This window comes from Acinetobacter sp. SFD, from assembly GCF_001647575.1.
Lineage (GTDB): Bacteria > Pseudomonadota > Gammaproteobacteria > Pseudomonadales > Moraxellaceae > Acinetobacter > Acinetobacter pecorum.
Genome location: NZ_LSZJ01000012.1, coordinates 26,419 through 43,757, shown reverse-complemented (window position 1 = coordinate 43,757; position 17,339 = coordinate 26,419). Strand labels below are relative to the sequence as shown.

Sequence of the window (17,339 nt, the reverse complement as noted above, 5' to 3'; positions counted from 1 at the left end):
ATACAACAGCTACAAAATCTAAGCTGCTTGCTATGTTGAAATGATTAGCATCCTATTTACTCGAGATCTCATGATGAAAAAAACAATCACTTTCAGCGGATTGGCTATTTCCGCATTACTGCTTACTGCCTGTGCATCAAACCCGACTGCCTTGGCCGTTCAAAAGGAAAATAACCAGTATGAGGTGACCGGATTAGGTAAAAATCAACTGACCTCGAAAAACAATGCGATTACTGCGGCCAATAAAGCCTGTGGCTCCAGATCAACTCCAATTATTATAGATGAACAGACAGCTTATAATGGCGCATTAAAAGGTGTGGTCGATGAGCAAACAGGACAAATGATTCAGGCAGCAGCTACCGTCCTTGGTAATATCGCAGGCACCAACACCGGTTTAAACCAGAATGATGACTATCAAACCGTGCTCACATTCCGCTGTCAGGCCAAATAGACTTTCCTGTGAGGCATGTAATAAAAAAACCGCTCTGAGAGCGGTTTTTAATGGCTTGGATTAATTAACAGTAACCTTCCAGACGGGTCAAAGGCAATTTTTGCCCAATGGCTTTTTCAATTTCCGGAAGATAAAACGCATCATCTTCAGACAAGAAACTGATACTTACACCTTGCGCACCGGCACGGCCTGTACGACCAATACGATGTACATAATCATCTGACTGTTCTGGCAAAGTAAAGTTCACCACATGAGATACGTTATCTACATGGATACCACGTCCTGCCACATCCGTCGCAATCATAATATTATGCTGACCATTTTTAAATTGATCTAACATTTTCGTGCGTTTATCTTGCGCGATTTCACCAGACAACATCACCACCTTATAACCATCCCGTTTTAAATGATCATAAAGTTTACGTACCTGATCCCGACGGTTAGCGAAAATCATGACTTTCTCAATCGGTTCATCACGCAGAATTTCTTGCAATAGTTTATATTTATCTGATTTTGCCACCATATAAACCCGTTGCTCGACATCAGCATTGGTTTTCTTTTCTGGCTCAATCTCAACCGTAACCGGTTCAAACAGCCATTGCTGCGCAAGATTTAACACATCATAGCTAAATGTTGCAGAGAACATTAAAGTCTGACGCTGCTCTTTACGTGGCGAGAAACGTACAATCCGTTTAACCGATGGAATGAAACCCATATCCAGTAGACGGTCTGCTTCATCAATGACTAAAAATTCAATTTGATCAAGCCAGACTTCTTTTTGCTCAATAAAGTCGATCAAACGACCTGGTGTTGCGACCAAGATATCAACAGGTGCTTTATTCAGTTGATTTTTTTGCTTGTCAAAATCCACACCACCCAGCAAGGTCACTACATGTAAACCCGCATATTTCGCCAGGTGCTGTGCATCGCTTTCGATCTGCAATGCCAGTTCACGGGTCGGTGCCAGAATCAGGGCACGCGGCTCACCACGATAACGTTGTTCCTGAATCGGATTATTTAACAGATCGTTCATGATACTAATTAAAAAGGCCGCAGTTTTACCTGTACCTGTCTGTGCACGGCCAATTGCATCATGTCCTGCCAGCGTGAATTTTAAAACCTTCTGCTGGATAGGCGTCATGTGGGTAAAGCCTAAAGCATCAATCGCTTTTTTTAAATCGGGATGTAAATTTAAGGTTTCAAAACCAGATGACATAAAGCGGTGCTCTAATTGGGTAATCACTAAGATAGAAGTAGTATAAACAAAAAACGCCCCAAATTATATTGGAGCGTTTTCTTTTTAGCTTAATCCGAAGATTAGTCTAATGGTTGAACTTCTTCAGCTTGAAAGCCTTTTTGACCTTTAACAACACTGAATTCAACACGTTGGCCGTCACGAAGTGAACGGTGACCGTCACCTTGGATAGCACGGAAATGAACAAATACGTCATCACCGCCGTTACGTTGAATAAAGCCGAAGCCTTTAGTATCGTTAAACCACTTAACTACACCTTGTTCGCGAGCAGCTGTCATAAGTTAATCCTCATTGAAACTAAAAAAAGGACCACCCGGTGTTGCAAACAGCAGAGCAAACAAGTTTGAAAATATTATTTTTAAGCTTGTAATCATTCTGTAAAACTATCAACAAAATCCCGGTTACATCCATTTATGTAATAGGGTGAAAAACAATCACTTTGTTTATTCAAAGTCCCAAATACGCAACGAGCTTAACATGGGTTTATCACAATTAATAGATTTTTTTTAGCATGTTCTGTTTGATTTAGTTATTTTTTTAATGAAAATTGTCAAAAGACTTTATAAATTCATTTACCTATTCATTGTATTTTAATTAGTTTGGTTCTGGCATCAAATTTGCTACTATTTATAGCCTTTTCTGTTGACGAAATAAAACCCTAATGTTTGAAGATTCAGCGCATTTCAACCTTATAGATGCCATGGGAAAACCGTGCCCGATGCCATTATTAATGTTAAAGCGGGCATTAAAGGCTGGAAAGCATACAACATTCCTGCTCAAATCATCTGATCCGCATAGTCAGATTGATATCAGCCGTTATTGCCAGTTGCATCAGCTCAAGCTTGAATTTAAAAAAATTTCCGATACAGAGTTTCACTACTTGATTGAATCTTAAAAATTTTCAATTAAACTGTTGGTCTCTGCTTCCGTATACTTATTTACATTTCTCTACCCAAATATCCATTATTTGAGGAGAGATTGGATTAAGATAAAACCTAGTTTAGGGTTATCCCCGCACTTCAAGGAGAACACATGAGTGACAGCCGCAATCAGTTGATGCCCCTGTCATTATCGGCGCCAGGTGTCAACCTCGGTGCTTATATCAGCACTGTCAATCAGATTCCGATTTTAACAGCCGAACAAGAAAAAGAGTTGGCTGAACGCTATTACTATGACCAAGATTTAGACGCAGCGAAAATGCTGGTCATGTCGCACTTGCGTTTTGTGGTGCATATCGCACGTAGTTACGCAGGTTACGGTTTGCCACAAGGCGACCTGATCCAGGAAGGTAACCTGGGTCTAATGAAAGCTGTGAAACGTTTTGACCCGAATATGGGCGTACGTCTAGTATCATTTGCCGTGCACTGGATCAAGGCAGAAATTCATGAATACGTGATCCGTAACTGGCGTATTGTAAAAATCGCCACTACTAAAGCACAGCGCAAACTGTTTTTTAATCTGCGTAGCCTGAAAAAATCATCGAAAAAGTTGACGCTCGAAGAAGCCCAGTCAATTGCGAATGACTTAAATGTTACTCCAGAACAAGTACTGGAAATGGAAGGCCGTCTGACAGCATATGATGCTGCTTTTGATGCATCAAGTGATGACGACGATGAAGGTTCCACCCATGTAGCACCAGCGTTGTATCTTGAAGACAACCGCTATGATCCGGCTCGTCTGATTGAAAATGAAGACTATGAAGAACAAAGTACTTCTGCCCTGCACGAAGCCATGGACCAGCTGGATGATCGTTCACGGAATATTCTGCAACGCCGTTGGTTAGACGACGAGAAATCGACCCTGCATGAGCTTGCAGCCGAATATAATGTTTCTGCGGAACGTATTCGTCAGCTGGAAAAAAATGCCATGGAAAAAATTAAAGTAGCAATGTCATCCAATTAACACCAAATTCTGTTACTGATTTATTTTTAAAAAGCCTTCCTTCAGGAAGGCTTTTTTATGTCCGCATTTTGAATTTATGCTAAGGTTAAGTGCAAACTTTATCAGGAAGATCAATTCAAATGTGGATTGCGATTTCAGCACTCAATCTGGCCCTGGCAGTCATGCTCGGTGCTTTTGGTGCACATGGTTTAAAAGCACGTGCAACTGAGGTACAGCTCGGCTGGTGGCAAACGGCAACAGATTATTTTTTCTATCATGCCTTAGGACTACTGATTCTTTCTCTGCTCGCGAAAGTCATTCCTGCACTACCGATTCAGTGGAGCTTCGGACTGATTCAGGTTGGTATTTTACTGTTTTCTGGCTCACTGTATATCATGGCCTTAGGATTACCCCGCGGTTTAGGGGTGATTACACCTATTGGCGGTGCTTTAATGATTGCCGGATGGTTAATTCTGGCCTGGAATGCTTTAAAATACGCCAGATAAATCTGAACAACACTTAATCATGGAGGGTTGCTAGAATGGTGATTTACATCAATGGCGAACAACAGGAAACTCACTGCAAGAATCTGCTGGAACTGATTCAGAGTATGGCGCTTGAGGGTAAGCGTTTTGCAGTTGAAATCAACGAAATGATTATTCCTAAAAGCAGATTGGGCGATACGCCGATTTGCGATACAGACAAAATCGAAATTATTCACGCAGTCGGTGGCGGCTAATACTCGGGACAATTATGCAAGATTTATTACAGATTGGTTCACGCCAATTCCAGTCACGCCTTTTGGTAGGCACAGGCAAATACAAAGATTTAAATGAAACCCAGCAGGCCATTGAAACCAGTGGTGCAGAGATTGTCACTGTCGCTATTCGCCGGGTCAATATTGGCCAAGATCCTGACCAGCCGAATCTGCTATCAGTGATTTCTCCGGAAAAATATACCATTTTGCCGAATACTGCAGGTTGCTTCGATGCCAATAGTGCCGTCCGCACCTGTATGCTGGCGCGTGAGCTGCTCGATGGCCATAATCTGGTCAAACTGGAAGTATTGGGTGATGAAAAAACACTTTATCCAAACGTGACCGAAACACTAAAAGCTGCTCGCACCTTGATTGACGATGGTTTTGAGATCATGGTTTATACCTCGGATGATCCGATCGTGGCGCAAGAGCTAGAAAGCATGGGCTGTGTCGCGATTATGCCACTGGGTAGCCTGATTGGTTCAGGTCTTGGTATTCTAAATCCACACACCCTGTCAATCATCAAGGAAAATGCCAAAGTGCCGGTTCTGGTCGATGCCGGTGTCGGTACAGCAAGTGATGCCGCGATTGCAATGGAACTGGGTTGTGATGGTGTACTCATGAATACAGCGATTGCAGCTGCACAAAATCCGGTATTGATGGCATCTGCGATGAAAAAAGCCGTTGAAGCAGGCCGAGAAGCTTTTCTTGCAGGCCGTATGCCACGTAAACGTATGGCCAATGCCAGCTCGCCGGAAACCGGCTATTTCTTTAAATAAATTTTCATAAACAAAAATAAAGGACTCGATTGAGTCCTTTATTTTTTTCCAGTAATTAAGGAATCAGACCTTCATCACGCATGGCAATCTGTACAGACTGACGTTCTGCCACTTTATTACGGATATGAATAATATTTTTATATGGACTCAGATCATGCTCAATCTGGTTCGACCAGTTGGTCAAGACAAACAGATAAGCATCCGCAGGACCAAAGTTATCATCCACCAGATAATCATTTTCCGATTCACCAATCGCTTTATCGATATAACTCAATAGACGATCAATCTCCGTATAGGCTTTTTTCTTTTCATCCTCAGATAACTTGTCACCAAAGAACACCGCATAGGCATCATGCAATTCCGAATTCAGATAACCTAACCATTCCAGCACTTTGGCACGTCCCATGCCCGATGGTGGAATCAGATCTTGTTTTGGATCGTGTTGAGCAAGAAACGGTAGAATTGCAACATTTTCTGTCAGGATCAGACCAGGGTTAATTTCTAACGCTGGTACATAACCTTTAGGATTAACTTCGTAATAATCCGTACCTTTTTCTGTTTTATGTGTTTTTAAATCAACACGTTCCAAATCAAAATCGACATTAATTTCATTTAAAATAATATGAGCTGCCAGTGAGCATGCCCCTGGCGAATAGTAAAGCTTCATTTCTGATCCTTGTTATACACTTCTCAATGTTTTAAATCGCTTCTAACAAACTTTCAAGTGATCAAACCTGTAAATTGCAAAAAAGCCTAACTGTCATTTGAGGACAGTTACTCATTCAATATTCAGGATATTCCGGGCTTTTGCAAGTCAATCTTGTGTAGATTTTTATCTCTATCTGTTTAACATACACAGGTTTTCAAAATATAGATGATATTCCGTGATTAGCCTGAAAAAAGAAGAATGGTTTTCCAATATCCGCACAGATGTACTGGCAGGTCTGGTGGTGGGACTTGCCCTGATTCCTGAATCAATCGCCTTCTCTGCCATTGCCGGTGTCGATCCGCAAGTCGGTTTATATGCCTCTTTCTGTATAGCGGTATCCATTGCTTTTTTTGGCGGCCGTCCTGCCATGATTTCCGCAGCTACAGGCGCAATGGCGCTTTTGATGATTACCTTGGTAAAAGAACATGGTCTGCAATATCTGCTGGCTGCCACAATTCTGACCGGCATCATTCAGGTCATTGCCGGTTATTTTAAAGTCGCTAAATTAATGCGTTTTGTATCGCAGGCGGTGGTATACGGATTTTTGAATGCCTTGGCGATCCTGATATTTGTGGCACAAATCCCGGAAATTAAGCAGATGGAGAGCACCGGTTATCTGTTTATTGCGATTGGTCTGGCAATTATTTATCTGTTTCCTTATATCCCTAAAATTGGTAAAGCCATTCCCTCGCCTTTGATCTGTATTATCGTCTTAAGTGGGCTGGCGCTGTTGTTGGGTGCAGATATGCGTACCGTGAGCGATCTGGGACAATTCCCGGATACCTTGCCGGTATTCCTGATTCCAGAAATTCCACTCAATCTGGAAACCTTGCAAATTATCCTACCTTATTCCTTTACCTTGGCGACTGTCGGTTTGCTGGAAAGCATGATGACGACTACGGTCATTGATGAAGTGACCGGAACTGAAGGTGACCGTCATCAAGAATGTCGTGGTCAGGGTATGGCCAATATTGTCAGCGGCTTTATGGGCGGGATGGCCGGGTGTGCCATGATCGGTCAGTCAATTATCAATGTGTCTTCAGGGGCACGTACCCGTTTATCGACTCTGGTAGCTGGTGTGTTTCTGCTCTGTCTCGTGGTTTTTTTGAAAGACTGGCTGGCTTATATCCCAATGGCAGCACTGGTTGCGATCATGATTATGGTGGCATTTACCACCTTTCAATGGGGAGCAGTCAAGCAATTCAGCAAACATCCGCTAGAATTCAATACCGTGATGATTGCCGTGATTATTGTCGTGCTTGCCACTCATAATCTGGCGCTTGGTGTATTTGTCGGCGTATTGCTCTCTGCCCTGTTCTTTATTAATAAACTGGAAAGAACCGTACATGTCTATACGCATTTAAATGCAGCCAATTCACGTAGCTATGTTATTTCTGGACAAATTTTCTTTAGCAGTACAGAAAAATTCTATCAGTTCTTTGATTTTAAAGAAAAGCTTGAGCATGTGGAACTGGATCTGACCCATGCGCATGTCTGGGACGTGACTTCGGTCAATATGCTGAATAACGTGATTCAGAAGTTTAAAGCCCAAGGTATAGATGTAAGGGTAATCGGTTTAAATGAAGCCAGCAGTACACTGATTGACCGTTTTAGTAGCTGATGAACGATGATTAATAAAAGAGCCTCGATTGGCTCTTTTACTTTATCTGGAAGATCTTGCCGATTTTTATGGAGAAATACCGAGAAAAGTTTGACTTGCTCGGCTCAGGACTTAAAATACCGCATTCTGAATTTTTAGATTTGCCAAAGTTATGTCGAACGATCAATTAGACCAGCAAGTCGTGGAGCTGGAAAACTTAAGCGAGCACCGTGAAATCGTGACGTTTATGCGCCGCTCAATGCCGCTAAACACCTCCCAACGTACTGCGCTTGAACAATATGGTCACTTAATTTTGGAATATCCAGTCGGTGATTTGCGTCAGCACTTTGAACATCCTCAACGTCCTTTGACTGTAGAAATCGGTTTTGGTATGGGCCGTTCACTGGTATTGATGGCCAAAGCCAATCCTGAGCGAAACTTTGTCGGAATTGAAGTCCATGTACCGGGTATTGCCCAGTGCGTGTATGAAGCAGGTGTTGAAGGCTTGACTAATTTACGTGTGCTAGATGCTGATGCAATTCAGGTATTACGTGAAATGCCAGATAATAGTATTAATGCAGTTCAGTTATACTTCCCTGATCCATGGCAGAAAAAGCGTCATTTTAAACGCCGCTTTGTTTCACATGAGCGTATGCCACTGGTGGAGCAAAAGCTGGAGCTTGGCGGAACTTTCCATGCTGCAACGGACTGGGAGCCGTATGCTGAATGGATGATTGAAGTATTGGAAGAACGTCCACGACTGGAAAATCTGGCGGGCAAAGGCAACAGCTACCCTCGTCCGGAATGGCGTCCACAAACCAAGTTTGAACGTCGCGGCATTGAAGCCGGTCACAAGATTAATGATTTTATCTTCAAGAAAATTTCTTAATCCAAGATTCAAAAAAGCGCTGATTAATCAGCGCTTTTTTATGGGAAAAATTTGGCTTTGAACCCTGCTCCGCAGATAAATCATCAGATTCTTCATTCCTAATGACGCCTGAGTATCTGCTGGCTCAACAGCTGATAGACATTTTGCAAATCTTCTCGTTGCATATTGGCCAACATCTGCTGATGCATATTCAAGATATTCTGATCACCACGCATCGCTGGACCAGTCTGCATTTGTTTAGGATCATTCTGAGTGGCTTTACTGGCGGTTTCCAGCATCAAGGGATACAGCAAACTGAAATCGACCTGTTGTACATCAACCACCTGCTTGGCCATGTCATAACAATAATTGGCAAAATTACAGGCAAATACCGCTGCAAGATGCAAACTGAGACGTTGACTAGAATTATAAGTATAAACACGATTACTTAGGCTATTTGCCAGTTCTAATAACAGGATTTGGTCCTGTTCATTCACCGCTTCAATAAACAGTGGCGTCTGCTGCCAATTAATCTGGTGTTCCAGACTAAAAGTCTGTAAAGGATAAAATACGCCTGCACGCGTATGCACATTTTTCAGTAAATCGAGATGGGTACTGCCAGAGGTATGTACGATCAGATTCTGCTGCAGATACGGATGAATCTGTTCAATGACGTTGGTAATCGACTGATCACTTACCGCGATAATGACCAGATCTACCTCATGATCTAGCTGTTCAGGCCGAGCGATTGCTTGAGCTTTAAATTGCTCAGCCAGTTGTTGTGCTTTTTCTAGGGTTCGACTGTAGATCTGTACGATCTCATGGTGTGCTGACAATACAAGGGCAAGATGATATGCCACTCGCCCTGCCCCAATCATACTGATCCGCATCTGCTGTTCTTCCTGATAAATTACGCACAGCATGCCAATAAATAAAGATTGAGGCAATTGGCCTTGATGTTTCGAATAGACTTTAAAACTTTCGCAGGGTCAGAATCTGTTCACTTCGACCAAAAGGCCCATGAACATCATGCAGAATTCCGCTGGTCAAACCGATACCATCTCCACCATATTGCTGCACCACTTCCAGTCCTAGCCATTTACCCTGCGGCAGACGGTGCATATGAATCTGCAGGTCCAGATTCGGAAATCCCCAACCGGAATTCGGATCCTGACGTGGCACAATGCCATTGGCTGTATCGACCATACCAAGTAAACGGCTAAAGTCTGTCGTCGGTTGGCCTTCTACCATGTCTAGCGAATTTCTCAGCCAGACAATGCCCTTGCCTGCACGATGGTCAGCATGCGCACGGGTTTCAACACTCTGGATATAACCACCCGGCCAGCAGCGCATGCCCTCCCAAACCGGTAAATAATCTGGACTTTCGATCGGAAAGTCTTCCACTCCGGCAATGGCCTTGGTATCTGAAGTTAGCATTCTCCACGCGCGTGCCACGATACAGGTTTTACCATTGGCACACATTTCAGCTTCAACCAGCTCGATGGTTTTACCCGGGCGGATCATGCGTGTGGTAATTGAAAATTCACCAAAGGCTATCAGGCCAAAAATATCCAGCCCGACCCGACCAATACGCATGTCAGCACGTGGCTGAAACTGTTCCAGTTCGACGCATAGAATACCAGTGGCTGGTGCCATGTGCTGCTCATGCGGATTCCATGCACCTTGCGCATGAATATTTGAACGGTAATAAGCTGTAGTACTGCCATCTGCATGCTGTTCGCGCTGGATAAAACTGTAATATGCCCACATTGTTTTAATACTTCCCTGAATATTCACTTAAACTTTAGAGTTTACAAAAAGTTCTTTAATCTTTATTTTCTGAGCAAAAAGCCATGATAATTCATGATTTGACAATAAATTTTGCACTGTTTAAATCCGACTTTGGTTAAAAGTACTGTAAAATTTTGCGCAGATACCAAGTGAAAATCCTGCTCCAGGCGTTCAATCATCTTGTTACTTTGCACTACGCTTAACCCTGTCTGTTGTGCCAGCTTCTGCATAATTTTGATGTCTTGCTGATCTTCGGGTTGCATCAGATCATAGGTCAATGCAAGACCATTGGTTTTAAGACTCTGATGGATAGCCTGAAAGAATCCGTTTTTTTCGGAATTTGGAATGAAATGTGCCACCAGAATGGCTAATGCAGCATCAAACGTATCTGGCTGATTCAAATCTTGAATTGTGCTTTGGATAAGTTGCACCCTTTGTCGATCTACAGAATTCAGATTTCTACTAGTCTGTTCCAGCATAGCTGCTGATGGATCAATTGCAGTAAAGGTCCAGTCTGGATAACGCTGCAATAAATACGACAGTTCATAACCCGTCCCGCAGCCCACTACTAAAATATGGGCGGTTTCCGGGAGTTCAGTGCTGAGAATCGCTTCAATCTGCTGATGCACCAGTTCATAACCGGGAATCAGTTTACGGATGTGATCGTCATAACTGGCGACGACGACTTCACTGTGAAAGTTTTTTGCCATATTTTTACTCTAAATCTATGCATGAATCTAAAACTCAGGCGGGTCTTTAAATAGATTGAATATTTAAATCTTGTAGCTTGATCTTATTTGCTGTTTTCTTGAAATTTGATCATAGGCCCAGCGACATGGATGTCGCCATTTTGCTGAGGGACATGGAAGTCCCTTCAGCAAAATAAATGGAAGTCCCTTCAGCAAAATAAAGGGATTTTGCTTACTTTTGGCCCATCAAAAGTAAGAAAAGCCTAAATATTGATATCGAAACCGTTATACAAATGGAGGCAATGCATGCATTAAATACTGCTTTGCCCCACTTAAGAATCGCATCAATACAATTTAAGCAATCTCTTTCAAGTTCAGCTCTTCACGCATAAATTCACGCAACTTGAACTTCTGCGCCTTACCTGAAGCCGTCATCGGGAATTCATGGAAGAAACGCACATAACGCGGCACTTTGTTATGCGAGATATGCTCGGCACAATACTCACGGATTACGTCTTCGGTACAAGGATCATTTTCATGCAGGATGATACAAGCACAAAGCTCTTCTCCATATTTATGGTCTGGTACCCCAATCACCTGTACATCTGAAACAGCCGGATGGGTATAAAGGAAATCTTCGATTTCTTTCGGGAACAGGTTTTCCCCGCCACGAATGACAACATCCTTGATTCGCCCCTTGATTTTGACAAAGCCCTCATCATCCATTTCAGCGATATCACCAGTATGCATCCAGCGCGCTGTATCAATCACTTCCTGGGTTTTGTCCTGGTCTTCCCAGTAACCGAGCATTACGGAATAACCGCGTACACATAGCTCACCCAATTGACCGCGTGGAACCACCTTGCCACTTTCATCCACAATTTTGACTTCCAGATGCGGATGTACCCGACCAACCGTACTGACACGTTGTTCAACACTGTCTTCAGTAGAACTTTGTGCACTTACTGGCGCAGTTTCGGTCATACCATAGCAGATGGTAATTTCAGACATATGCATACGTTCAATCACGCGCTGCATAATCTCCTGCGGGCATGGACTACCTGCCATAATCCCGGTACGCAGACTGGACAGATCAAATTCGTCAAACTGTTCATGCTCAAGAATGGCGATAAACATGGTCGGTACGCCATAAGCCGCGGTACATTTTTCCTGCTGGATGGCTTTCAGGGTTTCCAGCGGATTAAACACGGCAGACGGATAAATCATGGCAGAACCGTGCGTAATACAGGCCAGATTACCCATCACCATGCCAAAACAATGAAATAAAGGAACTGAAATACAGACGCGGTCTTCTGGACCTAAATGAATCGCTTCACCGACAAAGTACCCATTATTTAAAATATTATTATGGGTCAGCATGGTGCCTTTCGGATTGCCCGTGGTACCCGAGGTAAACTGGATATTAATCGTTTCATCGAACTGCAATTCACTGGAGATCTGTTGCAGTTGTTCTAGCTCTTGTTCGCCAGGCGAGCTCAGCAAATCCTGAAACCGGTGGATGCCGGTATGCTGCTGGTCATCAATTTTAATCACATGTTTTAAATGCGGCAGACGCTCTGCATTAAGGAATTTATCTTCAGTTTCCTGCAATTCCGGTGCAATTTTAGTCAGAATTTCCTGATAGTCCGTCGTTTTAAACTGGGACGCAATCACCAATCCCTTACAAGACACCTTGTTCAGCACATATTCCAGCTCATTGCTTTTATAAGCAGGATTCAGATTAACCAGAATAATACCTGCCTTAAAGGCTGCAAACTGGGTAATGGTCCATTCCACACAGTTCGGCGACCAGATCGCCAGACGGTCACCTTTTTGCATACCCAGTTTCAGCAGCTGACAGGCAAAGGCATTAACCTGTTCCTTTAGCTGCCGGTAACTGAGACGTATGTTCTGGTGCAGACTGACCACTGCATCACTTTGTGCATACTGCTCACAAGCCTGATCAAATTTTTCACCAATCGTCATACCCAATAAAGGCTGGCTGCTGGTTCCATAGGCATAGCTTAACCGTACTTGTGTCATTGAATCGATCTCCTTGATTCTTTGTAATTCTGATTTTCAACTTTACTAATTGTTTTATGACCACGACGACCTTGTCTGTGTGCCTGTTTTTGTGTGCTTATGCTGCTGGATTTCCCTCCTGTCGACGTACTGCGTTAACACAAAAATCGGCAATCTGTTTGACAAAGTGATCCTTATATTTCTGATCAAACATCACATTGCGGGACGGATTCAAAGGTTCGATTACCACAAAGGTCATGGCGCCAACCACACCTAGTGCTGCGGTATTCAAATCTTCAAATTCGAATTCTCCATTGACCTTTCCTTCGGCCAGAATCTCCTTAATGCTCTGCTTGAGCAGCTGCTTACTGCGAAAACGCTCATGTTCCATTTCCGGATCAACCGGCTCGAACATCAGTGAATATGCCAATTGAGGGCTATTCATGGCACGCTTCACAAAAGTTGTAACAGATTTTTGCAATTTCAGTCTTGCCGATAAATCCGATTCAGCAATATGGACTAAAATTCCGACTTCATGCTGAATTGCCGCCGACAAAACCTCAATTAAAATCTGGCTTTTATTCTCGAAATATCGATAGACCAGCCCTGTAGATACGCCTGCGCGTTCTGCAATCGCCTGTATCGACGCCTCTTTAAAGCCCCCTTCAGTAATCAGTTCACGAGCAGATTGCAAAATCGACAGACGATTTTGTTCCATCCGTTCCTGCATCAATGATGATCTTTTATAACTCATAAAATTAATCTCAACAAGATAAAATGAATTGTAAATCATTTTGTGAATATAGATTCACTTTTTTATTTTTTCGTTGTATGTTAAACCTCAAGCACAACAAAAATGCTTTTTTGGACACAACAAATATAACCTCAGGATGGATGAAGAATGAATTTACAAAGCTTGGATTTCGGTTTAGATGAAACTCTGATTGCGCTTCGTGATTCAGTGGCCGCATTTTGCGCCAAGGAAATTGCCCCGATTGCCCAACAGGTCGACCGTGACAATGAGTTTCCGGCTCAACTCTGGAAAAAATTTGGCGAGATGGGCCTGCTCGGTCTGACTGTCAGTGAGGAATATGGCGGTTCAAATTTCGGTTATCTGGCCCATATCATTGCCATGCAGGAAATTTCCCGTGCTTCAGCATCCATTGGTTTGTCCTATGGCGCACATTCTAACCTATGTGTGAACCAAATTAAGCGAAATGGTACGGAAGAACAGAAACAGCGTTATCTGCCTAAACTGATTTCAGGTGAATATGTCGGTGCCTTGGCAATGTCTGAACCGAATGCAGGCTCGGATGTGGTGAGCATGAAGCTCAAAGCGGAAGACAAAGGCGATCACTACCTGCTGAATGGTTCAAAAATGTGGATCACCAATGGTGGCGATGCCGATGTCCTGGTGGTCTATGCAAAAACCGATTTACAAGCCGGTGCCAAAGGCATGACTGCCTTTCTGGTAGAGAAAAATATGCCAGGTTTTAGCCATGGTACGCATTTGGACAAACTGGGTATGCGCGGTTCCAATACTTATCCGCTATTTTTTGACAATGTCGAAGTTCCGAAAGAAAACGTCATGGGAGGCGTCGGCAATGGCACCAAAGTCTTGATGAGCGGGCTGGATTACGAGCGGGCTGTATTGAGTGCCGGCCCACTGGGGATTATGGATGCCTGCATGGGCACCGTGATTCCGTATATTCATGACCGTAAACAGTTTGGTCAGGCACTGGGTGAATTCCAGTTAATGCAAGGCAAAATCGCTGACATGTATTCGACCTGGCTGGCATGTAAGGCACTGGTTTATGCGGTCGGCGCTGAATGTGACAAGGCCGAACATAGCCGTAGTCTGCGTAAAGATGCTGCCAGTGCCATTTTATATGCTGCTGAAAAAGCGACCTGGATGGCGGGTGAAACCATTCAGACTTTAGGTGGTAACGGTTATATCAACGAGTTTGCTGCAGGCCGTTTATGGCGCGATGCCAAACTGTATGAAATTGGCGCCGGTACTTCAGAAATCCGCCGCATGCTGATTGGCCGTGAACTTTTCAACGAAACAGCCTAAATCTTAACACTTAGAATAAAACAAGGATGTTCGTCATGAATCAGTTATCGAGCAAAATCAATATACGTAGTGAAGAGTTTAAAACCAACCAGACTGCCATGCTGCAACTGGTGGATGACCTAAAACAGAAAGTTGAAAAAATTGCTTTGGGTGGCGGCGAAACTGCCCGCCAAAAACATTTAGATCGCGGCAAGCTGTTACCACGTGAACGGATTAATCACCTGATTGATCCAGGAACCGCTTTTCTGGAAATTGGTCAGCTGGCTGCCTATCAGGTGTATCAAGATGATGTTCCTGCCGCAGGTGTGGTCGCTGGTGTTGGTCAGGTTAACGGTGTGTCCTGCATGATCATCGCCAATGATGCTACGGTGAAAGGCGGTACTTATTATCCATTAACAGTGAAAAAGCATTTACGTGCCCAGGAAATTGCCGAACAGAACCATCTGACCTGTATTTATCTGGTGGATTCAGGCGGTGCATACTTACCTTTACAGGATGAAGTATTTCCAGACCGCGATCACTTCGGCCGTATTTTCTACAATCAGGCACGTATGTCAAGCCAAGGTATCGCCCAGATTGCAGTGGTGATGGGTAGCTGTACTGCAGGCGGTGCTTATGTTCCTGCCATGTCAGATGAAACCATTATTGTGCGGAATCAGGGCACGATCTTCCTCGGCGGCCCTCCTCTGGTTAAGGCAGCTACTGGTGAAGTGGTGTCCAGTGAGGATCTCGGTGGTGGTGATGTGCATACCCGTTTGTCTGGCGTGGCTGATCATCTGGCAGAAAATGATGAACATGCACTTGCAATTGCCCGCAACATCGTGGCCAACCTGAACAAAAAGCCAAACAAGACCACAGATGAAATCGAAGCGCCGCTGTTTGACAGTTCGGAACTGTACGGCATTGTGCCGAGTGACGCGCGCAAGCCTTTTGATATCCGTGAAGTGATAGCGCGTATTGTCGATGGCTCACGTTTTGATGAATTCAAAGCACGTTTCGGCACTACTCTGGTGACCGGTTTTGCCAAGCTCTATGGCATGCCGGTCGGGATTATTGCCAATAACGGGATTTTATTTTCCGAGTCTGCCCAAAAAGGCGCACATTTTATTGAACTGTGTACCCAGCGCAATATTCCACTGATTTTCCTGCAAAATATTACCGGCTTTATGGTCGGTCGCCAGTATGAAAATGAAGGCATTGCCAAAAATGGTGCCAAGCTGGTGATGGCCGTCGCCAATGCCAATGTTCCGAAACTGACTCTAGTGATTGGCGGTTCTTTTGGTGCTGGCAACTACGGTATGTGTGGCCGCGCCTACTCGCCGCGCTTTATGTGGACCTGGCCAAACTCGCGTATTTCGGTGATGGGCGGTGAACAGGCATCTAGCGTCTTGTCGACCTTAAAACGTGACCAGATTGAACAGAAAGGTGGCAGCTGGTCAGCAGAAGAAGAAGACCAGTTTAAACAGCCAATCCGTGATCAATACGAACGCCAAGGCCATCCTTATTATGCGTCTTCGCGGTTATGGGATGACGGTGTGATTGATCCAGCACAATCGCGTGAAGTACTAGCCTTGAGTCTGGCTGCAGCCCTGAATGCGCCAATCCAACCAACCAAATTCGGCGTGTTCCGCATGTAAGAGGTATCAAAAATGGATTATCAATTTTTACAGCTCGAACAGCAGAATCAGGTCGCGACAGTCTGGATTAACCGTGCCGAACTGCACAATGCCTTTAATACTCAAGTCATTCAAGAACTGCATGCCTGCTTCCAGTCTTTAAACAGCCGTGATGATGTGCGTGTCGTGATTCTGGCGGGTCGTGGCAAAAGCTTCTCGGCCGGTGCTGACCTGAACTGGATGAAACAGGCCGGTCAGGCTTCTCAAGCAGACAATGAAGCCGACGCCTTGAAGTTAGCGAAAATGCTGCAAAGTCTGGCGACCTTGAAACAGCCGACCATTGCCCGGGTACATGGTATTGCTTTTGGTGGTGGCATGGGGCTGGCTTCGGCCTGTGATATTTGCGTGGCCAGTACCGATGCCAAGTTTGCGACGTCGGAAGTACGTTTAGGTCTGGCACCTTCGACCATCAGCCCTTATGTAATTCGTGCGATTGGGGCTCGTCAGGCCTCACGTTATTTCCTGACCGCCGAGCGGATTACTGCTGAACAGGCCAAAAGCATTGGTCTTGCGCATGAAGTCACTCCACCGGAACAGCTCGACAGCAAAATTGATGAAATTGTGGAAGCACTTTTACTTGGTGGTCCTGCTGCACAGAGCGCATCCAAACAGTTGATTCAACTGGTTGACCAACAGGTTTTGACCGAAGATTTACTGCTTAAAACAGCACAGCATATTGCCCATATTCGCCAGGGAGATGAGGCGAAAAATGGCCTGAATGCATTTTTAAACAAACAAAGCCCGGCCTGGATCAAGACCACGGCATAACAACAAGAAGGATCCTACG

At 44.2% G+C, this 17,339-nt stretch carries 19 protein-coding genes; 11 read left to right on the top strand and 8 right to left on the bottom strand.

Going from position 1 to position 17,339, the window contains the following annotated elements; translation table 11 throughout:
* Positions 1-70 precede the first annotated feature (70 nt).
* Positions 71-451, top strand: a complete 381-nt coding sequence (locus tag AY605_RS07730) for a hypothetical protein (RefSeq protein ID WP_081406353.1) — start codon at positions 71-73, stop codon at positions 449-451.
* A gap of 64 nt (positions 452-515) precedes the next feature.
* Here the strand turns inward: AY605_RS07730 and rhlB are convergent, their stop codons facing one another.
* Positions 516-1,667: an ATP-dependent RNA helicase RhlB gene (gene rhlB / locus AY605_RS07725; RefSeq protein ID WP_064095851.1), complete on the bottom strand. Its 1,152-nt coding sequence runs from the start codon at positions 1,665-1,667 to the stop codon at positions 516-518.
* Between the two features lie 101 nt (positions 1,668-1,768).
* Complete coding sequence (locus tag AY605_RS07720; protein ID WP_004280099.1) at positions 1,769-1,984, bottom strand: cold-shock protein; 216 nt, start codon at positions 1,982-1,984, stop codon at positions 1,769-1,771.
* 383 nt (positions 1,985-2,367) lie between these two features.
* Between AY605_RS07720 and AY605_RS07715 the strand changes: the two genes are divergently transcribed.
* From AY605_RS07715 to AY605_RS07695, 5 genes are all read left to right on the top strand, one after another.
* Complete coding sequence (locus tag AY605_RS07715; protein WP_064095850.1) at positions 2,368-2,601, top strand: sulfurtransferase TusA family protein; 234 nt, start codon at positions 2,368-2,370, stop codon at positions 2,599-2,601.
* Between the two features lie 137 nt (positions 2,602-2,738).
* Complete coding sequence (gene rpoH / locus AY605_RS07710; protein WP_064095849.1) at positions 2,739-3,608, top strand: RNA polymerase sigma factor RpoH; 870 nt, start codon at positions 2,739-2,741, stop codon at positions 3,606-3,608.
* Positions 3,609-3,727: 119 nt separating this feature from the next.
* A complete protein-coding gene (locus AY605_RS07705) occupies positions 3,728-4,093 on the top strand; it encodes a DUF423 domain-containing protein (protein WP_064095848.1) in 366 nt (121 codons plus the stop codon).
* 35 nt (positions 4,094-4,128) lie between these two features.
* The gene (gene thiS, locus AY605_RS07700; protein WP_064095847.1) at positions 4,129-4,326 is read left to right on the top strand and encodes a sulfur carrier protein ThiS; all 198 of its coding nucleotides are present in this window, start codon (positions 4,129-4,131) and stop codon (positions 4,324-4,326) included.
* A 14-nt stretch (positions 4,327-4,340) separates the two neighbouring features.
* Complete coding sequence (locus AY605_RS07695) at positions 4,341-5,123, top strand: thiazole synthase (protein WP_064095846.1); 783 nt, start codon at positions 4,341-4,343, stop codon at positions 5,121-5,123.
* Positions 5,124-5,178: 55 nt separating this feature from the next.
* On the opposite strand, the gene AY605_RS07690 is transcribed toward AY605_RS07695, so the two are convergent.
* Entirely contained in the window at positions 5,179-5,790 is a 612-nt protein-coding gene (locus AY605_RS07690; protein WP_064095845.1) for a glutathione binding-like protein, read from the bottom strand.
* 217 nt (positions 5,791-6,007) lie between these two features.
* Between AY605_RS07690 and AY605_RS07685 the strand changes: the two genes are divergently transcribed.
* Together AY605_RS07685 and trmB are read left to right on the top strand one after the other, a co-directional pair.
* Complete coding sequence (locus AY605_RS07685; protein ID WP_064095844.1) at positions 6,008-7,453, top strand: SulP family inorganic anion transporter; 1,446 nt, start codon at positions 6,008-6,010, stop codon at positions 7,451-7,453.
* A gap of 151 nt (positions 7,454-7,604) precedes the next feature.
* On the top strand, positions 7,605-8,321 hold the full coding sequence (gene trmB / locus AY605_RS07680) for a tRNA (guanosine(46)-N7)-methyltransferase TrmB (RefSeq protein WP_064095843.1): 717 nt from the start codon (positions 7,605-7,607) through the stop codon (positions 8,319-8,321).
* 98 nt (positions 8,322-8,419) lie between these two features.
* Here the strand turns inward: trmB and AY605_RS07675 are convergent, their stop codons facing one another.
* From AY605_RS07675 to AY605_RS07655, 5 genes are all read right to left on the bottom strand, one after another.
* The gene (locus tag AY605_RS07675) at positions 8,420-9,190 is read right to left on the bottom strand and encodes a Rossmann-like and DUF2520 domain-containing protein (protein ID WP_064096161.1); all 771 of its coding nucleotides are present in this window, start codon (positions 9,188-9,190) and stop codon (positions 8,420-8,422) included.
* A gap of 82 nt (positions 9,191-9,272) precedes the next feature.
* A complete protein-coding gene (locus tag AY605_RS07670) occupies positions 9,273-10,070 on the bottom strand; it encodes a thioesterase family protein (protein ID WP_064095842.1) in 798 nt (265 codons plus the stop codon).
* Positions 10,071-10,132: 62 nt separating this feature from the next.
* Positions 10,133-10,801, bottom strand: coding sequence for a class I SAM-dependent methyltransferase (locus AY605_RS07665; RefSeq protein ID WP_064095841.1), 669 nt, complete (start codon positions 10,799-10,801; stop codon positions 10,133-10,135).
* Between the two features lie 333 nt (positions 10,802-11,134).
* Entirely contained in the window at positions 11,135-12,823 is a 1,689-nt protein-coding gene (locus AY605_RS07660) for an AMP-binding protein (RefSeq protein ID WP_064095840.1), read from the bottom strand.
* A gap of 97 nt (positions 12,824-12,920) precedes the next feature.
* A complete protein-coding gene (locus AY605_RS07655) occupies positions 12,921-13,556 on the bottom strand; it encodes a TetR/AcrR family transcriptional regulator (RefSeq protein ID WP_064095839.1) in 636 nt (211 codons plus the stop codon).
* A gap of 147 nt (positions 13,557-13,703) precedes the next feature.
* On the opposite strand from AY605_RS07655, the gene AY605_RS07650 reads away from it, so the two are divergent.
* From AY605_RS07650 to AY605_RS07640, 3 genes are read left to right on the top strand one after another with little or no spacing between them, the layout of a single operon-like run.
* Entirely contained in the window at positions 13,704-14,876 is a 1,173-nt protein-coding gene (locus AY605_RS07650) for an isovaleryl-CoA dehydrogenase (RefSeq protein ID WP_064095838.1), read from the top strand.
* 35 nt (positions 14,877-14,911) lie between these two features.
* Positions 14,912-16,513: a carboxyl transferase domain-containing protein gene (locus tag AY605_RS07645; RefSeq protein ID WP_064095837.1), complete on the top strand. Its 1,602-nt coding sequence runs from the start codon at positions 14,912-14,914 to the stop codon at positions 16,511-16,513.
* A 12-nt stretch (positions 16,514-16,525) separates the two neighbouring features.
* On the top strand, positions 16,526-17,320 hold the full coding sequence (locus AY605_RS07640) for an enoyl-CoA hydratase/isomerase family protein (RefSeq protein WP_064095836.1): 795 nt from the start codon (positions 16,526-16,528) through the stop codon (positions 17,318-17,320).
* The last annotated feature ends 19 nt before the right edge of the window (positions 17,321-17,339 follow it).

Coding starts and splice junctions, on each gene's coding strand:
- AY605_RS07730 (WP_081406353.1), top strand. CDS start 71: ATGATGAAAAAAACAATCACTTTCAGCGGATTGGCTATTTCCGCATTA.
- rhlB (WP_064095851.1), bottom strand. CDS start 1,667: ATGTCATCTGGTTTTGAAACCTTAAATTTACATCCCGATTTAAAAAAA.
- AY605_RS07720 (WP_004280099.1), bottom strand. CDS start 1,984: ATGACAGCTGCTCGCGAACAAGGTGTAGTTAAGTGGTTTAACGATACT.
- AY605_RS07715 (WP_064095850.1), top strand. CDS start 2,368: ATGTTTGAAGATTCAGCGCATTTCAACCTTATAGATGCCATGGGAAAA.
- rpoH (WP_064095849.1), top strand. CDS start 2,739: ATGAGTGACAGCCGCAATCAGTTGATGCCCCTGTCATTATCGGCGCCA.
- AY605_RS07705 (WP_064095848.1), top strand. CDS start 3,728: ATGTGGATTGCGATTTCAGCACTCAATCTGGCCCTGGCAGTCATGCTC.
- thiS (WP_064095847.1), top strand. CDS start 4,129: ATGGTGATTTACATCAATGGCGAACAACAGGAAACTCACTGCAAGAAT.
- AY605_RS07695 (WP_064095846.1), top strand. CDS start 4,341: ATGCAAGATTTATTACAGATTGGTTCACGCCAATTCCAGTCACGCCTT.
- AY605_RS07690 (WP_064095845.1), bottom strand. CDS start 5,790: ATGAAGCTTTACTATTCGCCAGGGGCATGCTCACTGGCAGCTCATATT.
- trmB (WP_064095843.1), top strand. CDS start 7,605: ATGTCGAACGATCAATTAGACCAGCAAGTCGTGGAGCTGGAAAACTTA.
- AY605_RS07675 (WP_064096161.1), bottom strand. CDS start 9,190: ATGCGGATCAGTATGATTGGGGCAGGGCGAGTGGCATATCATCTTGCC.
- AY605_RS07670 (WP_064095842.1), bottom strand. CDS start 10,070: ATGTGGGCATATTACAGTTTTATCCAGCGCGAACAGCATGCAGATGGC.
- AY605_RS07665 (WP_064095841.1), bottom strand. CDS start 10,801: ATGGCAAAAAACTTTCACAGTGAAGTCGTCGTCGCCAGTTATGACGAT.
- AY605_RS07660 (WP_064095840.1), bottom strand. CDS start 12,823: ATGACACAAGTACGGTTAAGCTATGCCTATGGAACCAGCAGCCAGCCT.
- AY605_RS07655 (WP_064095839.1), bottom strand. CDS start 13,556: ATGAGTTATAAAAGATCATCATTGATGCAGGAACGGATGGAACAAAAT.
- AY605_RS07650 (WP_064095838.1), top strand. CDS start 13,704: ATGAATTTACAAAGCTTGGATTTCGGTTTAGATGAAACTCTGATTGCG.
- AY605_RS07645 (WP_064095837.1), top strand. CDS start 14,912: ATGAATCAGTTATCGAGCAAAATCAATATACGTAGTGAAGAGTTTAAA.
- AY605_RS07640 (WP_064095836.1), top strand. CDS start 16,526: ATGGATTATCAATTTTTACAGCTCGAACAGCAGAATCAGGTCGCGACA.